This window comes from Kocuria marina, from assembly GCA_014652975.1.
Lineage (GTDB): Bacteria > Actinomycetota > Actinomycetes > Actinomycetales > Micrococcaceae > Kocuria > Kocuria marina.
In genome coordinates, this window is sequence record BMZV01000001.1 from 859,616 (window position 1) to 875,043 (window position 15,428).

Below are 15,428 nucleotides of genomic sequence, written 5' to 3' on the forward strand. Positions count from 1 at the left end.
CCTAGAGGCCCGGATCCGGCCGCCCCTGGTGTGCGGCGCCCCGGCCACCACCTGGTAACCCTCGAGAAGGACCGCCCGTGAGCGAATTCCCCGCCGCCCTCAAACGCGGACTGACCGTGCGCCACGTCCGCTTCATGGCCCTCGGCTCGGCGATCGGGACGGGGCTGTTCTACGGCTCGGCCTCGGCCATCCAGACCGCGGGCCCCGCGGTGCTGTTCGCGTATATCGTGGGCGGCGCCGTGGTGTTCCTGGTGATGCGTGCGCTCGGTGAGATGGCCGTGCTCCACCCCGTCTCGGGGTCCTTCGGTCAGTACGCCGGCCGCTACCTGGGTCCCCTGGCCGGTTTCATCACAGGGTGGACGTTCGTGTTCGAGATGGCGATCGTGGCCCTCGCGGACGTCACGGCGTTCGGCATCTACATGCAGTTCTGGTTCCCGGACACACCCCAGTGGATCTGGGTGCTGGCCATCGTGCTGCTGATCACCGGGTTGAACCTTCTCAACGTCAAGGTCTTCGGTGAGCTGGAGTTCTGGCTCTCGGTCGTGAAGGTCACGGCCATCATCCTCATGATCGTGGGCGGTTTCGCGATCCTGCTCTTCGGCTTCGCCGTCCCCTCCGACACCCCGCCGGGGCTGCACAACCTGGTGGATCACGGCGGCCTCTTCCCCAACGGGTTCACCAGTCTGCTGCTGTCCTTCTCCGTGGTGATGTTCGCGTTCGGCGGGATCGAGACCATCGGCATCACCGCCGGTGAGGCCCGGATCCCCGCCAAGACCATCCCCGCCGCGATCAACACGGTGCCCGTGCGGATCCTGCTGTTCTACGTACTGACCCTGTTCGTGCTCATGAGCCTCTTCCCGTGGAACGAGGTCACCGGCGAGGTCAGCCCCTTCGTGCAGATCTTCGACTCCCTCGGCATCCCGTTCGCACCCCACATCCTCAACGCGGTGATCATCACCGCGGCGATCTCCGCGATCAACTCGGACATCTTCGGTTCCGGGCGCATGGTCTACGGGCTCGCGCAGCAGGGTCACGCGCCGCGCGCGTTCACCCACGTGGGCCGCAGCGGCGTGCCCACCCTCACCGTGGCGCTCATGGCCGTGGTGCTATTGATCGGTGTGGTGCTCAACGCGGTGATCCCGGAGAACGTGTTCCTGATCATCGCGTCCCTGGCCACGTTCGCGACCGTGTGGGTGTGGATCATGATCCTGGTCTCCCACCTGGGCATGTCCCGCGAGCGCGCCCGCGCCGGCGCCCCGCGCAGTTCCTACCCCCTGCCCGGCGGTCGCGTGAGCACGTACGCGGCCCTCGCGTTCATGGCGTTCGTGATCGTGCTGCTCGCCTTCACCCCGGACACCCGCATCGCCCTGAGCGCCGGGCTCGCGTGGCTCGTCATCATGACGGCGGTGTTCTTCGCGTTCGTGCGCGGCAAGGGCCGCGAGCGCACGGTCCTGCCCGACGACGCCGCTGCGGTCACCCCGGATGCCGTGGCCACCGGTTCCAGGTAACCCGGTTCAGCCGGCCGGGTCGATCAGTGGGCGGATCACCACGTCCGCTTCCGCGGCCGACTCCGGTCCGGCGGAGGCGGGCTCACCCCGCCACCACGCCGTGAACTCCCGGGCGGTGAACACCGGCTTGCCCCACTTCGCGGCGTTCTTGGCCTTGTTCGACTGCGAGCCGTCCTCCGCGGTGACCAGGACGTCGCAGCGGGTCTTGGTCACGTTGGCCACCGGCTGCAGCCCACGCTCCACGGCCATGTCCTCGAGGTCCTCCCGGTAGACCTCCCGCCCGTCGGGGCCGATCACCGTTCCGGTGAAACAGATCCGCGCACCCGGCACCAGGACGGCCTCGATCCCCTGAGCCGCATCGGCCGACCCGTCCAGGATGTATTCACCCGTGTGCTCCTCCACGGCGCGCACCACCGCGAGGCTCTGCGCGGAGAGCCGCCCGCGCTCCCCGGCCTCCCGCAACTTCTCGGCGAGTACCGCACCCGGGTGCCCCGCGGTGTCCGCACTGCACCGCACGGTGAACCCGGTGACGCCGTCCGGCCGGGGCATGAGATAGCCCGACCGGTCCTGCGCTTCGGGGAACGGATCGGCCAGTCCCTCCGTGACGCCCGACGAAGCCGCGATCTCACGCACCGCGCGGGCCCGTTCGAGCGCCGTCGCCGCCCCGAGACCGCGGCGCTGCTGGGCGGAGACCCGCCCCGCGGCGACGTCGTATCCCAGGGGCATGTGCGTGACGTACCCCGTGCGTTTGAGCTCGTGATCGAGGTACCCGAGCTGGCGGTCGATGTCCGCGCCCACGGGGACGCGACCCGCGAGGTGCGGGGCGAGCGCGGCCCACGCGTCCGTGAGCAGGGGCGCGAGCTGGACCTGGCCCGCGGTGATCCCGCATGCGCTGCGCGCGTCCCCCATGTCCCGCGTGGGGTTGACCAGGGTGCTCAGCTCCAGGCCGTCGTCCGTGATCAGGGCGAGCTCCACGGGCCGGGGCCGCCAGCGCTCACCCACGTCCCCCACGCTGCAGATGCCCAGGTACACGTTGCCCTTGCTCGTGTCCGCGTCCCGGGACCCCGAGCGCAGGAAGCGGCGAATGCGCTGATCGACCTTGAGATCGCGCGGCAACACGTTGCGCCGCAGCACGAGCCCCTCCAAGGACGTGCAGCGACTCAACGCCACGTACAACTGGCCGTCGGCGAACGTGCCCCCGGTCAGGTCCACCACCACATTGTCGAGCGTCTGCCCCTGGCTCTTGTGGATGGTCACCGCCCACGCGAGGCGGAACGGCAGTTGCGTGTACGTCCCGATCACGTCGTGGCGCAGCGTTCCGTGTTCGACGGCGGGCCGCGTCACCTCCCACAGGTTGGGTTCGACCTTGGCCAGGTGACCGTCGGGGAGCTCGATGTACACGATGAGCTCGCCGTCCTCCCAGAAGTGCTCGGCCACCTTGGCGATCGTGCCGTTGACCCACCGGTCGGAGGGATCGTTGGTGAGCATCATGACCTGCGCGCCGCGTTTGAACACGAGCTCCCGGTCCACGGGGATCTCGAACCCGTCCAGCTGCCCCGTGAGGATCGCGGAGTGGTGCACGGCCGGCTCGGGGATCTGCTCGAGCATCCCGCGGTTGCGGGACGTGGCCATCCGGTTGGTCGTGGTCAGGGTCAGCCAGAACTCGTCGATGGGCGGGGTGAAGTCCGGGTCGGTGCGGGCGTTGAGCTCCCGGCGGGCCTCCTCGAGCAGCGCACCCTCCCGCACGGCATTGAGGATGTCCACGAGACGGTCGTCTCCGAGCTGACGGAACACTGTGGTCAGTTCCACCGTGGCGAAGTCGTCCCGGTGGTAGGTGTCCGCGGAGAAGAAGTACGGGGTGGAGTAGCGGGTCGCGAAGTACTCGCGTTCGTGATCGGTGACCACGGGCGGCAACTGGTAGAGGTCCCCCACCAACACCAGCTGCACACCGCCGTACTTGCGCCCGGGTTTGGGACCGAAACGTTCCAGGGCGGCCACGAGGCAGTCGAAAAGATCCGCCCGGACCATGGACGCCTCGTCCACGATCAGCGTGTGCAACTCGCGCAGGGTGGCCGCGAACCGGCCGGGGTAGTACCGCCCGCGCCGCACCTCCTCCGGGGACATCCCCGGGGCCAACGAGAGCAACCGGTGGATCGTGTACCCGCCCACGTTCAACGCCGCGATACCCGTGGGTGCCACGACCACCACGTTGCGCCGGGTGTGGGCCATGAACTCCCGGATCAGGGTGGACTTACCGGTCCCGGCCTTGCCCGTGAGGAACACGCTCTCCCCGTGGTGCAGCCGCTGCAGGGCCTCCCGGAACTCGCCGGTGAGAACCAGCTCGGAGGGATTGGTCGCGTTCACCCGGGCATATCCTTTCCATGCGGCGGTGCACGTGTGACCCTACCGCGCCCACCGCGGGGTCCGGCCTCCCCCGCCCTGAATGAGGCTGACCAGCGGCCCCCACCATCAGCAACACCCACCACCGGCCACATCCACCACCCGCGAGTCCGAGGACAGTCCACCCGTGAGCACCCAGCACACATCCCATTCCCACGACCCCGGGACGGATGTGCTCGCCGTGGACTTCGCGGCACGGATCACCGCCGCCGTGGTGGCCACCGGCGGAACGGTTGCCGAAGCAGTCCGCTACGGTCGCGAGATCCTCTCCCGGGCCGGCGTCGAACACTCGGACCTGGACGCCAGCTACGGCGCGGTGGGCATCAACTGGCTGGACCCGGACGGGTGGCCCCGGTTGCGGATGGAACGCGTGGATTCCTAGGGATTCGACTACGGTGTGCTGACCCGCGCGAGCAATATCGCCGCCGGCGTCCTGGCCACCGCGGCCGCCGCGGCCATGCGGCTGCTCGATCCGGACGTGGACCCCGCGTCCGTGGTGATCTCGATCATCATCAACATGATGGCCGGGATGGCCTCCACGAGTGCCGTGCAGGACACCATCACGGGCCACTACATGCACGGACTCGGGCGGATCTACGAGGGTCTCGCCACCACGGCCGGTCTTGTGGTGGGCGTGCGGCCGGGCGCGGGGTTATTCACCACGCTGGGTGTTCCGCTGCCCGTGACCAATGACGTCAGACTGGCGAGCATCCCCCCCTGTGGCTCATGCTCATTGCCGCCGCCTTCGTGGCTGTGGGCAACGGGATCATCCTGCAGTCCCCCGCGTGCGTCGTCTTCCCCACCGCGACGCTCGCCATGCTCGTCTACGCCGTCTACGCGGCGCAGTCCACGGGCGAGGGCGCGGATGCGTGGGCCCGCGGGGCCGCGGCGTTCACCGCCGGTATCGGCACCGCGATCCTCCCCCGCTGGGTCAAGGCACCCTCGTCCGCGATGTCCATCACGTCCTTCCTGGTGCTTCTGCCCGGGGCCCTGCTGTACCAGGGCATTTGGGGTCCTCTCTGTCCGGCGGGCAGGCCCTGTACTACCTGTCGTCGACGTTCATCGCTGCCCTGAGCCTCGCAGCCGGACTCATAGTCGGTCAGTACGTGGGGGTCGTGGTCGTGAACGCGCTCAAGGTGGTGCGTAACCGCATCTTCACTCCGGTGTTCTCGTCCCTCGCGTCCAACCACCCTTTGACGCGCCGCGGCGGGGCCACCTCCAATGCCACGGACTCGACGGCCGTGGGGGACGACGGCAACCGCGACGGCACACGGTAGCAGGCATCCCGAGCGTTCGACCCCTCGCTCCGACGGCGTCGGCGACGGCGCGCGGCAAGCCGGGCCCGCCGACACGCTCCCGCACCCCGATGGTCTCCTGGCATCCCCGGGGAACGGGACCCCGCTCGGTGGACCGACCTGCTCCCTGCTGGGTGAAGCATCCCGTCGCACTTATGGTCATAACGACTTTAGCAAGTTAGAGTCATCTTGACACTAACGATCCGGCCCCGCGGGGCGTCGAAGACCGGGGAGCCGCCATGACCGATCAGCGCGTGCTGCTGGCCGTGTCCACGGTGATCTTCACGGTCCGCCCCACGGGCGAGAACAGTGCCCACGAGCTGTGGTTACCCCTGGTCCGCCGGATTCGCGATCCCTACCGCGGCATGTGGGCTTTGCCGGGCGGTCCATTGCGATCCACTGAAGATCTCGAGGACTCCGCCCTGCGCAGCCTCACCCTGACCACCGGGTTGGCCCCCACCCACCTGGAACAACTGGCCACGTTCGGCGGACTGACCCGCTCCGCCGGGGCCGAAGAACGCCAGGTCACCGTGGTCTACTGGGCCTCCCTCCCGCCGCACGAGGCCGCGATGGGCGAGAACGACCTCAACGTCACGTGGCTGCGCGTCACCGACCTGCCGGACCTCGCGTTCGACCACTCACTCATCGTGGCCCACGCCCTGGAACACCTGCGCGGTCGCATCGCCGAGCCAACCGTGGCCCGGGCGTTCCTGCCGGAGACGTTCACGATCGCGGCCCTGCGCGAGGTGCACGAAGCCATCATCAGCAAAGCCCTGGATCCCCCCAATTTCCGGCGCCACGTCCTGTCCTCCGGCCAGCTCCGAGACACCGGCGAGCGCCTCGCCGGCGCCCGGCACCGCCCTCCCACGCTGTACCGCTTCGCGGCGGCCGAACCGCCCGGACTCTTCCGCCCATCCCCGTCAGACCGTACCGAGGAGACCCCATGACCTCCGTGGCCACCCGACTCACGCTGCTACCCACCCGCCCATCCGGCACCGCGGCGACCCTTGAGGGCGGTTCGTGCAACGCCGCTCTCACCCAGGACCCGTGGGAGTTCCCCGCCCCGCTCTCGGCGGGTTACGGCCCGGGTGCTTCCCAGGACGACGCCGCTCCGGCCGGCTCCCCCGCGCAGCCCACCATTCCGCAGCGCTACCGGGATGCCTCCCCCGAGGAACTGGACGCCATGATCACGACGGCCAAGAAGACTCTGGGTGAGCGCGCCGTCGTCATGGGGCACTTCTACCAGCGGGACGAAGTGGTCAAGCACGCGGACTTCATCGGTGATTCGTTCCAGCTCGCGCAGCAGGCCAAGGCGCACCCGGAGGCGGAAGCCATCGTGTTCTGCGGTGTGCACTTCATGGCCGAGACGGCGGACATCCTCTCCCGGGGCGGCCAGTCCGTGATCCTTCCCAATCCCGCTGCGGGGTGCTCCATGGCGGACATGGCGGACGCGGATTCCGTGGAGGAGTGCTGGGCGGATCTCATGGATATGTTCGGCCCCCACGCCACGGACGCCCACGGCCGGACGATCATGGGCGAGGACGGCGAGCCGCTCGCCTCCGTGATCCCCGTGACCTACATGAACTCGTCCGCCGCGCTCAAGGCGTTCTGCGGTCGCAACGGCGGAATCGTGTGCACGTCCTCGAACGCGCGGACCGTGCTGGACTGGGCCTTCGGCCGCGGCCAGCGCGTGCTGTTCTTCCCGGACCAGCACCTGGGTCGCAACACCGCCAAGGCCATGGGTGTGCCGCTGGAGCACATGCCCCTGTGGGATCCCCGCAGGGAGCTGGGTGGCAACACCGCGCAGGTCCTCCAGGATTCCCGCGTGATCCTGTGGCACGGCTTCTGCTCCGTCCACAAGCGCTTCACGGTGGGCCAGATCGAGAAGGCCCGCGCGGAACACCCCGGCTGCACCGTGATCGTGCACCCCGAGTCCCCCATGGAGGTCGTGGACGCCGCCGATTCCTCGGGCTCCACCGACCACATCCGCAAGGCCGTGGAGGCCGCGGAGCCGGGGCAGACGTTCGCGATCGGTACCGAGATCAACATGGTCAACCGTTTGGCCGCGGAGCATCCCGAGCACACGATCTTCTGCCTGGATCCCGTGATCTGCCCGTGCTCCACGATGTACCGCATCCACCCGGGCTACCTCGCGTGGGTCCTGGAGGAACTCGTGGCCGGTCGCGTGATCAATCAGGTGTCCGTGGCCGAAGACGTCGCACGGGAGGCGTCCGTGGCTCTCGAACGCATGCTCGCCGCCGTCCCGAGGGCGTGAGTCATGACTGACGTCCTGGTCATCGGCACCGGGGTCGCCGGTCTCAGCGCGGCCTTGTCCGCGGCGGGGGCCGGCGCCCGCGTCACCGTGGTCACCAAGGCCGCACTCACCCACACCGCGACCGATCGCGCCCAAGGTGGGATGGCCGCGATGACCGGCTCCCTCCCCGGCGGAAACCCCGCGGATTCGGTACGGCTGCACGTCCAGGACACCCTGGTGGCCGGTGCGGGCTTGTGTGATCCGCTGGTGGTGCACGGGGTCATCCGGGACTCCGCCGCGGCTGTTCGCGGCCTCACAGACCACGGCGTCGCCTTCGACCACGTGGCCGGTCCCGACTCCCCGTGGGTGCAGGGCCTGGAGGCTGCGCACAGCATCTCGCGCATCCTGCATGCCGGGGGCGACGCCACGGGGCACGCGATCCAGGAGGCCCTGTCCGCCCGGTCACGCGAGATGGCCCACGGGGGACATATCCGTCTGCGCGAATACACCCTGGTCACGGACGTCATCGTGGTCGGTGACCGGGTCGTGGGCTGCACCGTCCGCCCGGTTCTCCACGGCGGAGAGCTGGGCGACGAGAAGTTCCTCCCCGCGGACCACGTGGTGCTCGCCACGGGCGGCGCGGGTCAGCTGTATCCGTGGACGACCAATCCCCAGGTGGCCACCGGGGACGGCATCGCACTGGCCCTGCGCGCTGGTGCCCAGGTGCGTGACCTGGAGTTCTTCCAATTCCACCCCACCGCAATGGCCGCTCCGGGTTCGTTCCTGATCTCCGAGGCGGTCCGCGGTGAGGGAGCGGTACTGCGCGATCAGCACGGCCACCGCTTCATGACCGATGTGGACCCCCGCGCGGAACTCGCTCCCCGGGACGTGGTGGCGCGCGCGGTCTTCGCGGCGCGCACGGCATCCGACGACGGCGCCGCATACCTGGACTGCTCCACGATCCCCGTCCCGCCCGGGCTGACCCGCGCCGAGTTCCTGGCCCGCCGGTTCCCGTCCATCCACGCCGAACTCACGAGGCGAGGCATCGACTGGTCCACCGAGTGGGTCCCCGTGAGCCCCGCCGCGCACTACCTCATGGGTGGCATCGCCACCGATGCGCTGGGCCGCACCACTGTTCCCGGACTGTGGGCCGCCGGGGAATGTGCCCGCACCGGCATGCACGGGGCCAACCGCCTGGCCTCGAATTCCCTGCTGGAAGCCACGGTCCTCGGCCGCAGGATCGGCGAACTGCTCGCCGGTCCGGGGGAACCCGCGGACGCGTCGCCCGTGGCCCTCTGCAGCGAACCGGAGCCGTGCGTGCTCGATGAGGCAACGGCCCACGTCCAGCCCCGCCTGGCAGACCGAAACGACCCGCTGCTCAGCACCAGGCCGTATGCCACGGGAAGGGAACCGTCCTCGACGGACTCGGCCGGCGCCGAACCGTTCTCCCGCGCTGGCCTGCAGCAAGCCATGTGGCAGGGCACCGGGGTGTTCCGCACCGCCGAGGGCCTCGAACGGGCGAAGGCGCGGCTGGAAGGCTGGCTCGCGGCGTCGTCGTCGGACGAGGAGGATACGGCGGCGGCCCCTGGAACCCTGGCTGAAGCGGAGGACCGGAACCTCCTGACCGTGGGGCACGCGCTCGTATGCGCCTCGTTGGCTCGCACCGAATCCCGCGGAGCCCATCAGCGCGTGGACCACCCGGCCACCGACCCCCGCCTGGCCACGAGCACCGCATGGATCGCCTCCGGATCCGCAGCACCCACCCCCGAAAGGACAGACCATGCTGACTCGCTCAGCCGTTGAAGTCGTGATGTGTGCGAGCCTGGCCGAGGATGCGCCGTGGGGTGACATCACCTCTGAGCTCGTGATCGCTGCCGCGGCGACCGCCACCACCACGATCACCTCGCGGGAAGCAGGAATTTTCGCGGGAGAAGAGATCATCCGGACCGGCTTCGCCACGGCGGACCCGGGCCTGGAGGTCACGCTCCACGTATGCGATGGTGACCCGCTGCCCCCCGGAACCGCGATCGCGACCATCACCGGCGCGGCGCGACCACTGCTGAGCGCCGAACGCAGCGTGCTGAACCTCGTGCAGCGGATGTCCGGGATCGCGACGCTCACCGCCCGGTACGTGGCCGAGGTCGAGAAGGCCGTGGCGGAGGTGGAACGCGCCAACAACCTGCCCGCCGGGACCATCACGCGCACCCGCGTGACCGACACCCGCAAGACCACCCCCGGACTACGAGCGCTGGAGAAGCACGCGGTGACGTGCGGCGGCGGCCACAATCACCGATTCGGCCTCTCGGACGCCGTGATGCTCAAGGACAACCACCTGGCCGTGCTCACCGCGGACGGTACCTCCGTGACCCACGCGCTGCGCGAACTGCGCAAGAAGCTGCCGCACACCACGCACATTGAGGTGGAGGTGGACCGGCTCGATCAGATCGAGGACGTCCTGGCCGGCGGGGTGGACACCATCATGCTGGACAACTTCGCCCACTCGGACCTGATCAGCGGCGTGGCCGTGGTGGACGGTCGCGCCATCGTGGAGGCGTCCGGTGGCATCACGCTGGAGACCATCGGCAGGGTGGCCTCCACCGGCGTGGACGTCATCTCCGTGGGCGCGCTCACCCATTCGGTGCGCGCATTGGACCTGGGTCTGGACGTGGCCGTGGACTAGCCCTTGTTCACGAGCGTCAGCAGCACCACGGAGTCCTCGTGCGCGTGCAGGGAGTGACGCTGCTGCGGGATCACAGCATGCTGGGCAGGACCGAGCTGCACGGATTCGTCGCCGGCGACGAGCTCCACCCGGCCCGTGATCACCTGGATCGTGGCCTCGCCCGGGTTCTCGTGTTCCTTGAGGTCCTGGCCCCCGGCCAGCGCGATCATGGTCTGCTGCAGCGTGTGCTCGCGGCCGCCGTTGAGGTGGTGGGCGGAACGCCCGCTGGACGCCTCGCGCGCCTCGGTGAGCATGTCCTGGGCAATGGTGGTCAGCGTGTTTTCTTCCATGGTCCATCTTTACAGTCCGGCTCATCGCCCGTCACGGGCACGACATGTCCGTCATCACGAGAGGTCACATCATGATCTACCTGGATCACGCGGCGACCACCGCCCCGCGCCGCGAAGTGCTCGAGGCCATGTGGCCGTGGTTGACCGGCGGGTTCGGTAACGCCTCCAGTCATCACGAGCGCGGCCAGCGCGCCGCCCGCGCCCTCGAGGACGCCCGCCGGCGCGTTGCCGCGATCCTCGGGGCCCGCCCGGGTGAGATCATCTTCACCTCCGGCGGCACCGAGGCGGACAACCTGGCGGTCAAGGGCATCGCCTTGGCCCGCCGGGAACGGCAGCCTTCGCGTCACCGCGTGCTGGTCAGCGCCATCGAGCACGACGCCGTTCTGGAATCCGCCCGCGCACTCGCCCAGCATGACGGTTTCGAGACGCTCGAACTGCCCGTCGATCCCTCCGGTGCGCTCTCCCCCGACACCTTCCGCGCCGCCCTCGTGTCCGACGACGACGCCGCTCGCACCCTCCCCGACCGTGCCGCCCCTCCCCGCGGCGTCGCCTCCCATGCCCCTCCCGGGAGCAGCGGCGCCTCCGATCCGACCACCGTGGCCGTGGCGTCGGTGATGCTCGCCAACAACGAGGTGGGGACCGTCCAGGACATCCGCGCCCTGGCGGAGATCGCGGCGGAGTACGGGGTTCCACTGCACACGGACGCCGTGCAAGCGGCCGGCACTCTGCCGCTGAACGTCGAAGACCTGGGAGTGGCCGCGCTGACGCTGGCGGGACACAAGATCGGCACGCCGCCAGGGATCGGCCTGCTGTGGCTCAAGCGCGGCACCCCGCTGCGCCCGCTGCTGAACGGCGGCGGTCACGAGCGCGGGCGCCGCTCGGGAACCTCCACCGTGGCCGGCGCCGTGAGCCTGGCGGTGGCGCTGGAGCTGGCCGAGCGAGAACGGGTGGCCTACGCGGCCCGCTCGACAGCCCTGCGTGACCGACTGATCTCGGGCATCCTGAACTCCGTACCGGACGCAATCCTGACCGGCCAGGATCCTCGGAACGTTGTGGGCGGCCTCGGCAATGGCGGTGCCACCCCGGCCGCTCCGGACGGCCCGGCTGCGTCCGCGGACCCGGCCGTTTCCGTCGACCCGCCAGCCTCGATCACCTCCGAGGGCCTCATCCCGCCGGCCGGCCGTGCGACAGCAACCGTCGGAGCGACGTCGGGACGGAACGGGATCACGCGACTACCGACCAACGCGTCCTTCTGCTTCCCTGGCGTCAATGGCGAAACCGTCCTGGTGGACCTCCAGAACCTGGGGGTGCTCGTGTCCTCGGGCTCGGCGTGCGCGGCCGGTTCCAGCGAGCCCTCCCACGTGCTCACGGCCCTGGGGATCCCCGCGGAGCTCGCCACCACGTCGGTGCGGTTCAGCCTGGGCCGAGAGACGACCGAGGCCCACGTGGACAGCGCCGTCCGCGCCACCGCGCAAGTGATTGCCCACCTCCGCGGCGAGCACGCACTCTGACCGGTGTTTCCCACCCGCGGCCACACCGATGTCGGCGTGACGCAGGGCCGCGCTGCGGGCCGCTCGTCGTGAGCTCACGCTCCGCGCGACGCCCCGAGGGGGCGGGACGCTACGGCGTCACCTCGTACGGCGGCTTCTCACCGCGGGCCATGGCCACGGCGTTCTCCGCGGCCTTGCGAGCCATCCCCGCCCGTGAGCTCACTTCTGCGGAGCCCACGTGCGGCAGCAAGAACGCGTTGGGCAGATCGGCCAGCCCGGCCGCGAGCTCGGGTTCGTTCTCGAACACGTCCAGCCCGGCCGCGAAGATCTCCCCATCCCGCAGCGCCGAAACCAATGCATTTTCATCAACCACGGGGCCGCGGGCGGTGTTCACGAGCACCGCGGTGGACTTCATCCGCCGCAACACGTCCGCGTCGACCAGGTGCGTGGTGTCCTCGGTGAGCGGGACGTGCAGCGAGAGGTAGTCACTCGTCTCGACCAGTTCGTCCCACGGCACCTGGCGCACCCGCCCGGCCAGATCGTCCAGTTCGTCGTCGGAGACCGCGCGGTCCTCGGGCGGGCGCTGCGTGAAGATCACCGTCATGTCGAAACCCAGTGCCCTGCGGGCCACGGCCTTGCCGATCCTGCCCATGCCCGCAATCCCCAGGGTGGCCCCGGTGACGTCCTGACCGACCAGCAGTTTGGGTCCGATCCCCGTGAACTTCCCGTCCCGCAGGTACTCGGCGGCCTCGTGGGCACGCCGCGCGGCGCCGAGCAGGAGCAACATGGCGGTGTTGGCGGTCGCGTCATTGAGGACGTCCGGGGTGTTGCCCACGGCAATCCCGTGTTCGGCGGCCGCCGCGACGTCGATGTTGTTGTACCCCACCGCGTAGTTCGCGATCCCCCGGATCCGCGCCTCGCTCAGCAGCTCTGAGTCGAACCGGTCGGAGACCTGCGAGACCACCACGTCGTACTCGCCGCCGGTCACTGCCTCGCGCAGTTCGTCCGCGCTCATCCCGTCCCGGATCTCGACGTCGCCCGCGTCCTCCAGGATGGACGGCCCCGGTTCGGGGATCTCACGGGTGACCAGGAAACGCGGTGTCTTCATGAACTCTCCTCGGGTACGACACGCACCGACTCATGCGGCACGGACCGGGCGGGCGGGCGTGGGAGGTGGGGAGCGGCGTCGGCGGCGGCCGCCCGGAGGAACACGAAACCCCGCGCGGCCACGAGAACTGCCGTGCGGGGTTCCGAGGCACCCCGTGGGGTGCGGACTTCACATCCGGATCAGATGAGGGACTTGGCGCCGCCGCGAGCCTTCTCGAAGCGCTCGGCCACGTCCGCCCAGTTGACGATGTTCCAGAACGCCTTGACGTAGTCGGCCTTCACGTTCTGGTAGTCCAGGTAGAAGGCGTGCTCCCACATGTCCAGCTGCAGCAGCGGGATGGTGGCCACGGGCACACCGTTCTGCTGGTCGTACATCTGCTCGATCACCAGGTTGCCGGCGATGGGCTCGTACGCCAGGATGGCCCAGCCGGAGCCCTGGATGGTGGTGGCCACCGCGGTGAACTGGTCGCGGAAGGCGTCGAAGGAACCGAAGAAGTTGTCGATCGCCGCGGCGAGCTCACCCTCGGGCTTGTCGCCACCCTCCGGGGAGAGGTTCTTCCAGAAGATGGAGTGGTTAATGTGGCCGCCCAGGTTGAACTGGAGGTCCTTGGAGAGCTTGGCGGCACCGGCGGCGTCGCCGTTGGCGCGGGCCTCCTCCATCTTCTCGAGCGCGGTGTTGGCACCGGTCACGTAGGTGTTGTGGTGCTTGTCGTGGTGCAGCTGCATGATCTGGGCCGAGATGTGCGGCTCGAGCGCTGCGTAGTCATAGGGAAGATCGGGGAGAGTGAACTTTTCAGCCACGGTGAATCATCCTTCCTTTGCGGGTGCGTGATGCTTCAACTGTCCGTCGCTGCGGTTCGGCGGGTCAAGGACGTTCAGCCACTAGCGTATGTTTCACGGAGCCCGTCATCTTCCGTCACAACCGGTGCGTTGCCGCCCGGGCCGTGACCTATCCTCGGGCCCATGTCCACCCCCGATACCGCCCTGGAGGTCACCGCGACCGCGACCGGTTCCGGCGGCGCCACCGCGAGCGTCCACGCGCCGGGACGCGCCGCCGCCGCCCACGCCCCGTTGGCGGCCCGAACCGGCGGGGGCGACCCCGCGGACCTCGAGATCGCGCGCGCGCAGGCTTCGCACGCGCAAGGCATCGTGAACCTGCGGGACCGTCTGGCGCGGTGGTTGCAGGGCCGGGGCATCGACCAGTGGCGCGAGGGCGAGTTCGACCCCGCCGAGGTGCGCCGCGAGATCGACCGCGGCGAGTGGTGGGTCGTGGAATCCCCGGTGCAGCCCGGCCTGATCCTGGCGAGCATCCGTGTGATCTGGGCGGATCCTGAGATCTGGGGCGAGCAGCCGGAGCCCGCCGGTTACACCCACGGGGTCGCGGTGGACCGCTCGCTCGCGGGCACCGGCACGGGTGCCCGGCTGATCCGCACCGCAGAACGGGTGATCGTCGAGTCCGGACGGAGCGTCTCCCGCCTGGACTGCGATGACGGCAACCCGGTGCTCAAGCGTTTCTACACGGGTCTGGGCTACACGCCCCGCGGTGCCGTGGATTTCACCGTCCCCCGGTTGGATTACCGGGTCACGGTCATGCGCATGGAGCGCCGCCTCAGCCCGTAATCCGGTGCCGACGGGCGCCGCGGGACACCCCCCGTTGGTCCCGGTGGCGTCCGCACAGCTCTCAGTAGTAAGCGCGTTTCAAGCGGTTCACGCGCGTTGCGCGCGTCGCCGCCCCGTGGCCTTGCGGTGCGTTCCCGCGTGCCTGCCGTGGGCAGCAGCCCGCACGCCGTGGCCGGTGCCGCGAGAGGGATGCTCGGTCGACGACGTTGCCAACTCCCCCGGCTGCCCCGCGGCCAGATCCCGCCGCATGCGTTCCAGCCCCTGGGCAAGTCGGCGGCGGGCCATCATCCGGGCCCACGGGCGCTTCCACCACAACCCCCCGCGCAGTCGGAAATCCGCGCGCAGCTGGACGGTCACCCCCGAGCTCGTGGGCTGCCACGCGTACTCCATGATCATGTCCGCGAACTCCTTGGTGGTGCGCAGCATGAGCGATTCACCGGGCACGCGGTCCGCGGCGATCATGACGTAGTCGAACGTGAACGGCCCCACCGGGGCGTCGAACTCGATCGCCGAGCCCACGTGCAGTTGATCGTCCGGGGACGTGGGCCACGTGACGTGGATCCCGAACCATCGGCCCATCCCCCTGGGCCTGCCCAGGGCCAGATCGAACTCCTGGGCGGTGACCGCCACGTCCTGCTCCACGAGCAGCGAGAATCCGTGGTCGGTGGAATCGACCTCGGAGATGCGAACAGACATGTTTCCCCCTTGGTGCGTGCTTCCCCCCATGGCGTTCGTCCCACCGAAC

At 69.6% G+C, this 15,428-nt stretch carries 15 protein-coding genes and 1 pseudogene; 11 read left to right on the plus strand and 5 right to left on the minus strand.

The genetic code is table 11. The features are described from left to right. Positions 1-134: 134 nt before the first annotated feature. Positions 135-1,508: an amino acid permease gene (locus IE157_RS03990; protein ID WP_318281335.1), complete on the plus strand. Its 1,374-nt coding sequence runs from the start codon at positions 135-137 to the stop codon at positions 1,506-1,508. A 6-nt stretch (positions 1,509-1,514) separates the two neighbouring features. On the opposite strand, the gene IE157_RS03995 is transcribed toward IE157_RS03990, so the two are convergent. Further along, on the minus strand, positions 1,515-3,872 hold the full coding sequence (locus IE157_RS03995) for an AAA family ATPase (RefSeq protein WP_318281298.1): 2,358 nt from the start codon (positions 3,870-3,872) through the stop codon (positions 1,515-1,517). A 163-nt stretch (positions 3,873-4,035) separates the two neighbouring features. On the opposite strand from IE157_RS03995, the gene IE157_RS04000 reads away from it, so the two are divergent. The 8 genes and pseudogenes from IE157_RS04000 to nadC all read left to right on the plus strand — a co-directional run bounded on the left by IE157_RS04000 (position 4,036) and on the right by nadC (position 10,137). After that, entirely contained in the window at positions 4,036-4,290 is a 255-nt protein-coding gene (locus IE157_RS04000; protein ID WP_193519166.1) for a hypothetical protein, read from the plus strand. A 75-nt stretch (positions 4,291-4,365) separates the two neighbouring features. Then, positions 4,366-4,485, plus strand: a pseudogene (locus IE157_RS13065) (hypothetical protein); the annotation flags it as partial. Positions 4,486-4,634: 149 nt separating this feature from the next. Continuing rightward, entirely contained in the window at positions 4,635-4,982 is a 348-nt protein-coding gene (locus tag IE157_RS04010) for a threonine/serine exporter family protein (protein ID WP_193519167.1), read from the plus strand. A gap of 47 nt (positions 4,983-5,029) precedes the next feature. After that, positions 5,030-5,185: a hypothetical protein gene (locus IE157_RS04015; RefSeq protein WP_193519168.1), complete on the plus strand. Its 156-nt coding sequence runs from the start codon at positions 5,030-5,032 to the stop codon at positions 5,183-5,185. A 257-nt stretch (positions 5,186-5,442) separates the two neighbouring features. Further along, on the plus strand, positions 5,443-6,150 hold the full coding sequence (locus IE157_RS04020) for an NUDIX hydrolase (RefSeq protein ID WP_193519169.1): 708 nt from the start codon (positions 5,443-5,445) through the stop codon (positions 6,148-6,150). Then, complete coding sequence (gene nadA / locus IE157_RS04025; protein ID WP_193519170.1) at positions 6,147-7,478, plus strand: quinolinate synthase NadA; 1,332 nt, start codon at positions 6,147-6,149, stop codon at positions 7,476-7,478. The genes IE157_RS04020 and nadA overlap by 4 nt, the downstream gene beginning before the upstream one ends. Before the next feature lie 3 nt (positions 7,479-7,481). Continuing rightward, positions 7,482-9,260 (plus strand): L-aspartate oxidase, encoded by a 1,779-nt coding sequence (locus tag IE157_RS04030; RefSeq protein WP_193519171.1) that lies wholly within the window; start codon positions 7,482-7,484, stop codon positions 9,258-9,260. Further along, a complete protein-coding gene (gene nadC, locus IE157_RS04035) occupies positions 9,238-10,137 on the plus strand; it encodes a carboxylating nicotinate-nucleotide diphosphorylase (protein WP_193519172.1) in 900 nt (299 codons plus the stop codon). The genes IE157_RS04030 and nadC overlap by 23 nt, the downstream gene beginning before the upstream one ends. Here the strand turns inward: nadC and IE157_RS04040 are convergent. Next, positions 10,134-10,466, minus strand: coding sequence for a cupin domain-containing protein (locus tag IE157_RS04040; RefSeq protein ID WP_193519173.1), 333 nt, complete (start codon positions 10,464-10,466; stop codon positions 10,134-10,136). The two genes, nadC and IE157_RS04040, sit on opposite strands and share 4 nt — an antisense overlap. Before the next feature lie 71 nt (positions 10,467-10,537). Here IE157_RS04040 and IE157_RS04045 point away from each other — a divergent pair, with 71 nt between their 5' ends. Then, positions 10,538-11,977, plus strand: coding sequence for a cysteine desulfurase family protein (locus tag IE157_RS04045; RefSeq protein WP_193519174.1), 1,440 nt, complete (start codon positions 10,538-10,540; stop codon positions 11,975-11,977). Between the two features lie 109 nt (positions 11,978-12,086). Here the strand turns inward: IE157_RS04045 and IE157_RS04050 are convergent, their stop codons facing one another. Both IE157_RS04050 and IE157_RS04055 read right to left on the minus strand, forming a co-directional pair. After that, complete coding sequence (locus IE157_RS04050; RefSeq protein ID WP_064846959.1) at positions 12,087-13,064, minus strand: 2-hydroxyacid dehydrogenase; 978 nt, start codon at positions 13,062-13,064, stop codon at positions 12,087-12,089. Positions 13,065-13,243: 179 nt separating this feature from the next. Then, positions 13,244-13,864 (minus strand): superoxide dismutase, encoded by a 621-nt coding sequence (locus IE157_RS04055; RefSeq protein WP_035962724.1) that lies wholly within the window; start codon positions 13,862-13,864, stop codon positions 13,244-13,246. 162 nt (positions 13,865-14,026) lie between these two features. Between IE157_RS04055 and IE157_RS04060 the strand changes: the two genes are divergently transcribed. Continuing rightward, positions 14,027-14,683, plus strand: coding sequence for a GNAT family N-acetyltransferase (locus IE157_RS04060; protein WP_193519175.1), 657 nt, complete (start codon positions 14,027-14,029; stop codon positions 14,681-14,683). 87 nt (positions 14,684-14,770) lie between these two features. Here the strand turns inward: IE157_RS04060 and IE157_RS04065 are convergent, their stop codons facing one another. After that, positions 14,771-15,379: an SRPBCC family protein gene (locus tag IE157_RS04065; protein ID WP_193519176.1), complete on the minus strand. Its 609-nt coding sequence runs from the start codon at positions 15,377-15,379 to the stop codon at positions 14,771-14,773. Positions 15,380-15,428 lie beyond the last annotated feature (49 nt).

Excerpts from the sequence above, each read along its gene's own strand:
- IE157_RS04060 (WP_193519175.1), top strand. The coding sequence starts at position 14,027 with ATGTCCACCCCCGATACCGCCCTGGAGGTCACCGCGACCGCGACCGGT.
- IE157_RS04045 (WP_193519174.1), top strand. The coding sequence starts at position 10,538 with ATGATCTACCTGGATCACGCGGCGACCACCGCCCCGCGCCGCGAAGTG.
- IE157_RS04040 (WP_193519173.1), bottom strand. The coding sequence starts at position 10,466 with ATGGAAGAAAACACGCTGACCACCATTGCCCAGGACATGCTCACCGAG.
- IE157_RS03990 (WP_318281335.1), top strand. The coding sequence starts at position 135 with ATGGCCCTCGGCTCGGCGATCGGGACGGGGCTGTTCTACGGCTCGGCC.
- IE157_RS04065 (WP_193519176.1), bottom strand. The coding sequence starts at position 15,379 with ATGTCTGTTCGCATCTCCGAGGTCGATTCCACCGACCACGGATTCTCG.
- nadC (WP_193519172.1), top strand. The coding sequence starts at position 9,238 with ATGCTGACTCGCTCAGCCGTTGAAGTCGTGATGTGTGCGAGCCTGGCC.
- IE157_RS04010 (WP_193519167.1), top strand. The coding sequence starts at position 4,635 with ATGCTCATTGCCGCCGCCTTCGTGGCTGTGGGCAACGGGATCATCCTG.
- IE157_RS04030 (WP_193519171.1), top strand. The coding sequence starts at position 7,482 with ATGACTGACGTCCTGGTCATCGGCACCGGGGTCGCCGGTCTCAGCGCG.
- nadA (WP_193519170.1), top strand. The coding sequence starts at position 6,147 with ATGACCTCCGTGGCCACCCGACTCACGCTGCTACCCACCCGCCCATCC.
- IE157_RS04050 (WP_064846959.1), bottom strand. The coding sequence starts at position 13,064 with ATGAAGACACCGCGTTTCCTGGTCACCCGTGAGATCCCCGAACCGGGG.
- IE157_RS04020 (WP_193519169.1), top strand. The coding sequence starts at position 5,443 with ATGACCGATCAGCGCGTGCTGCTGGCCGTGTCCACGGTGATCTTCACG.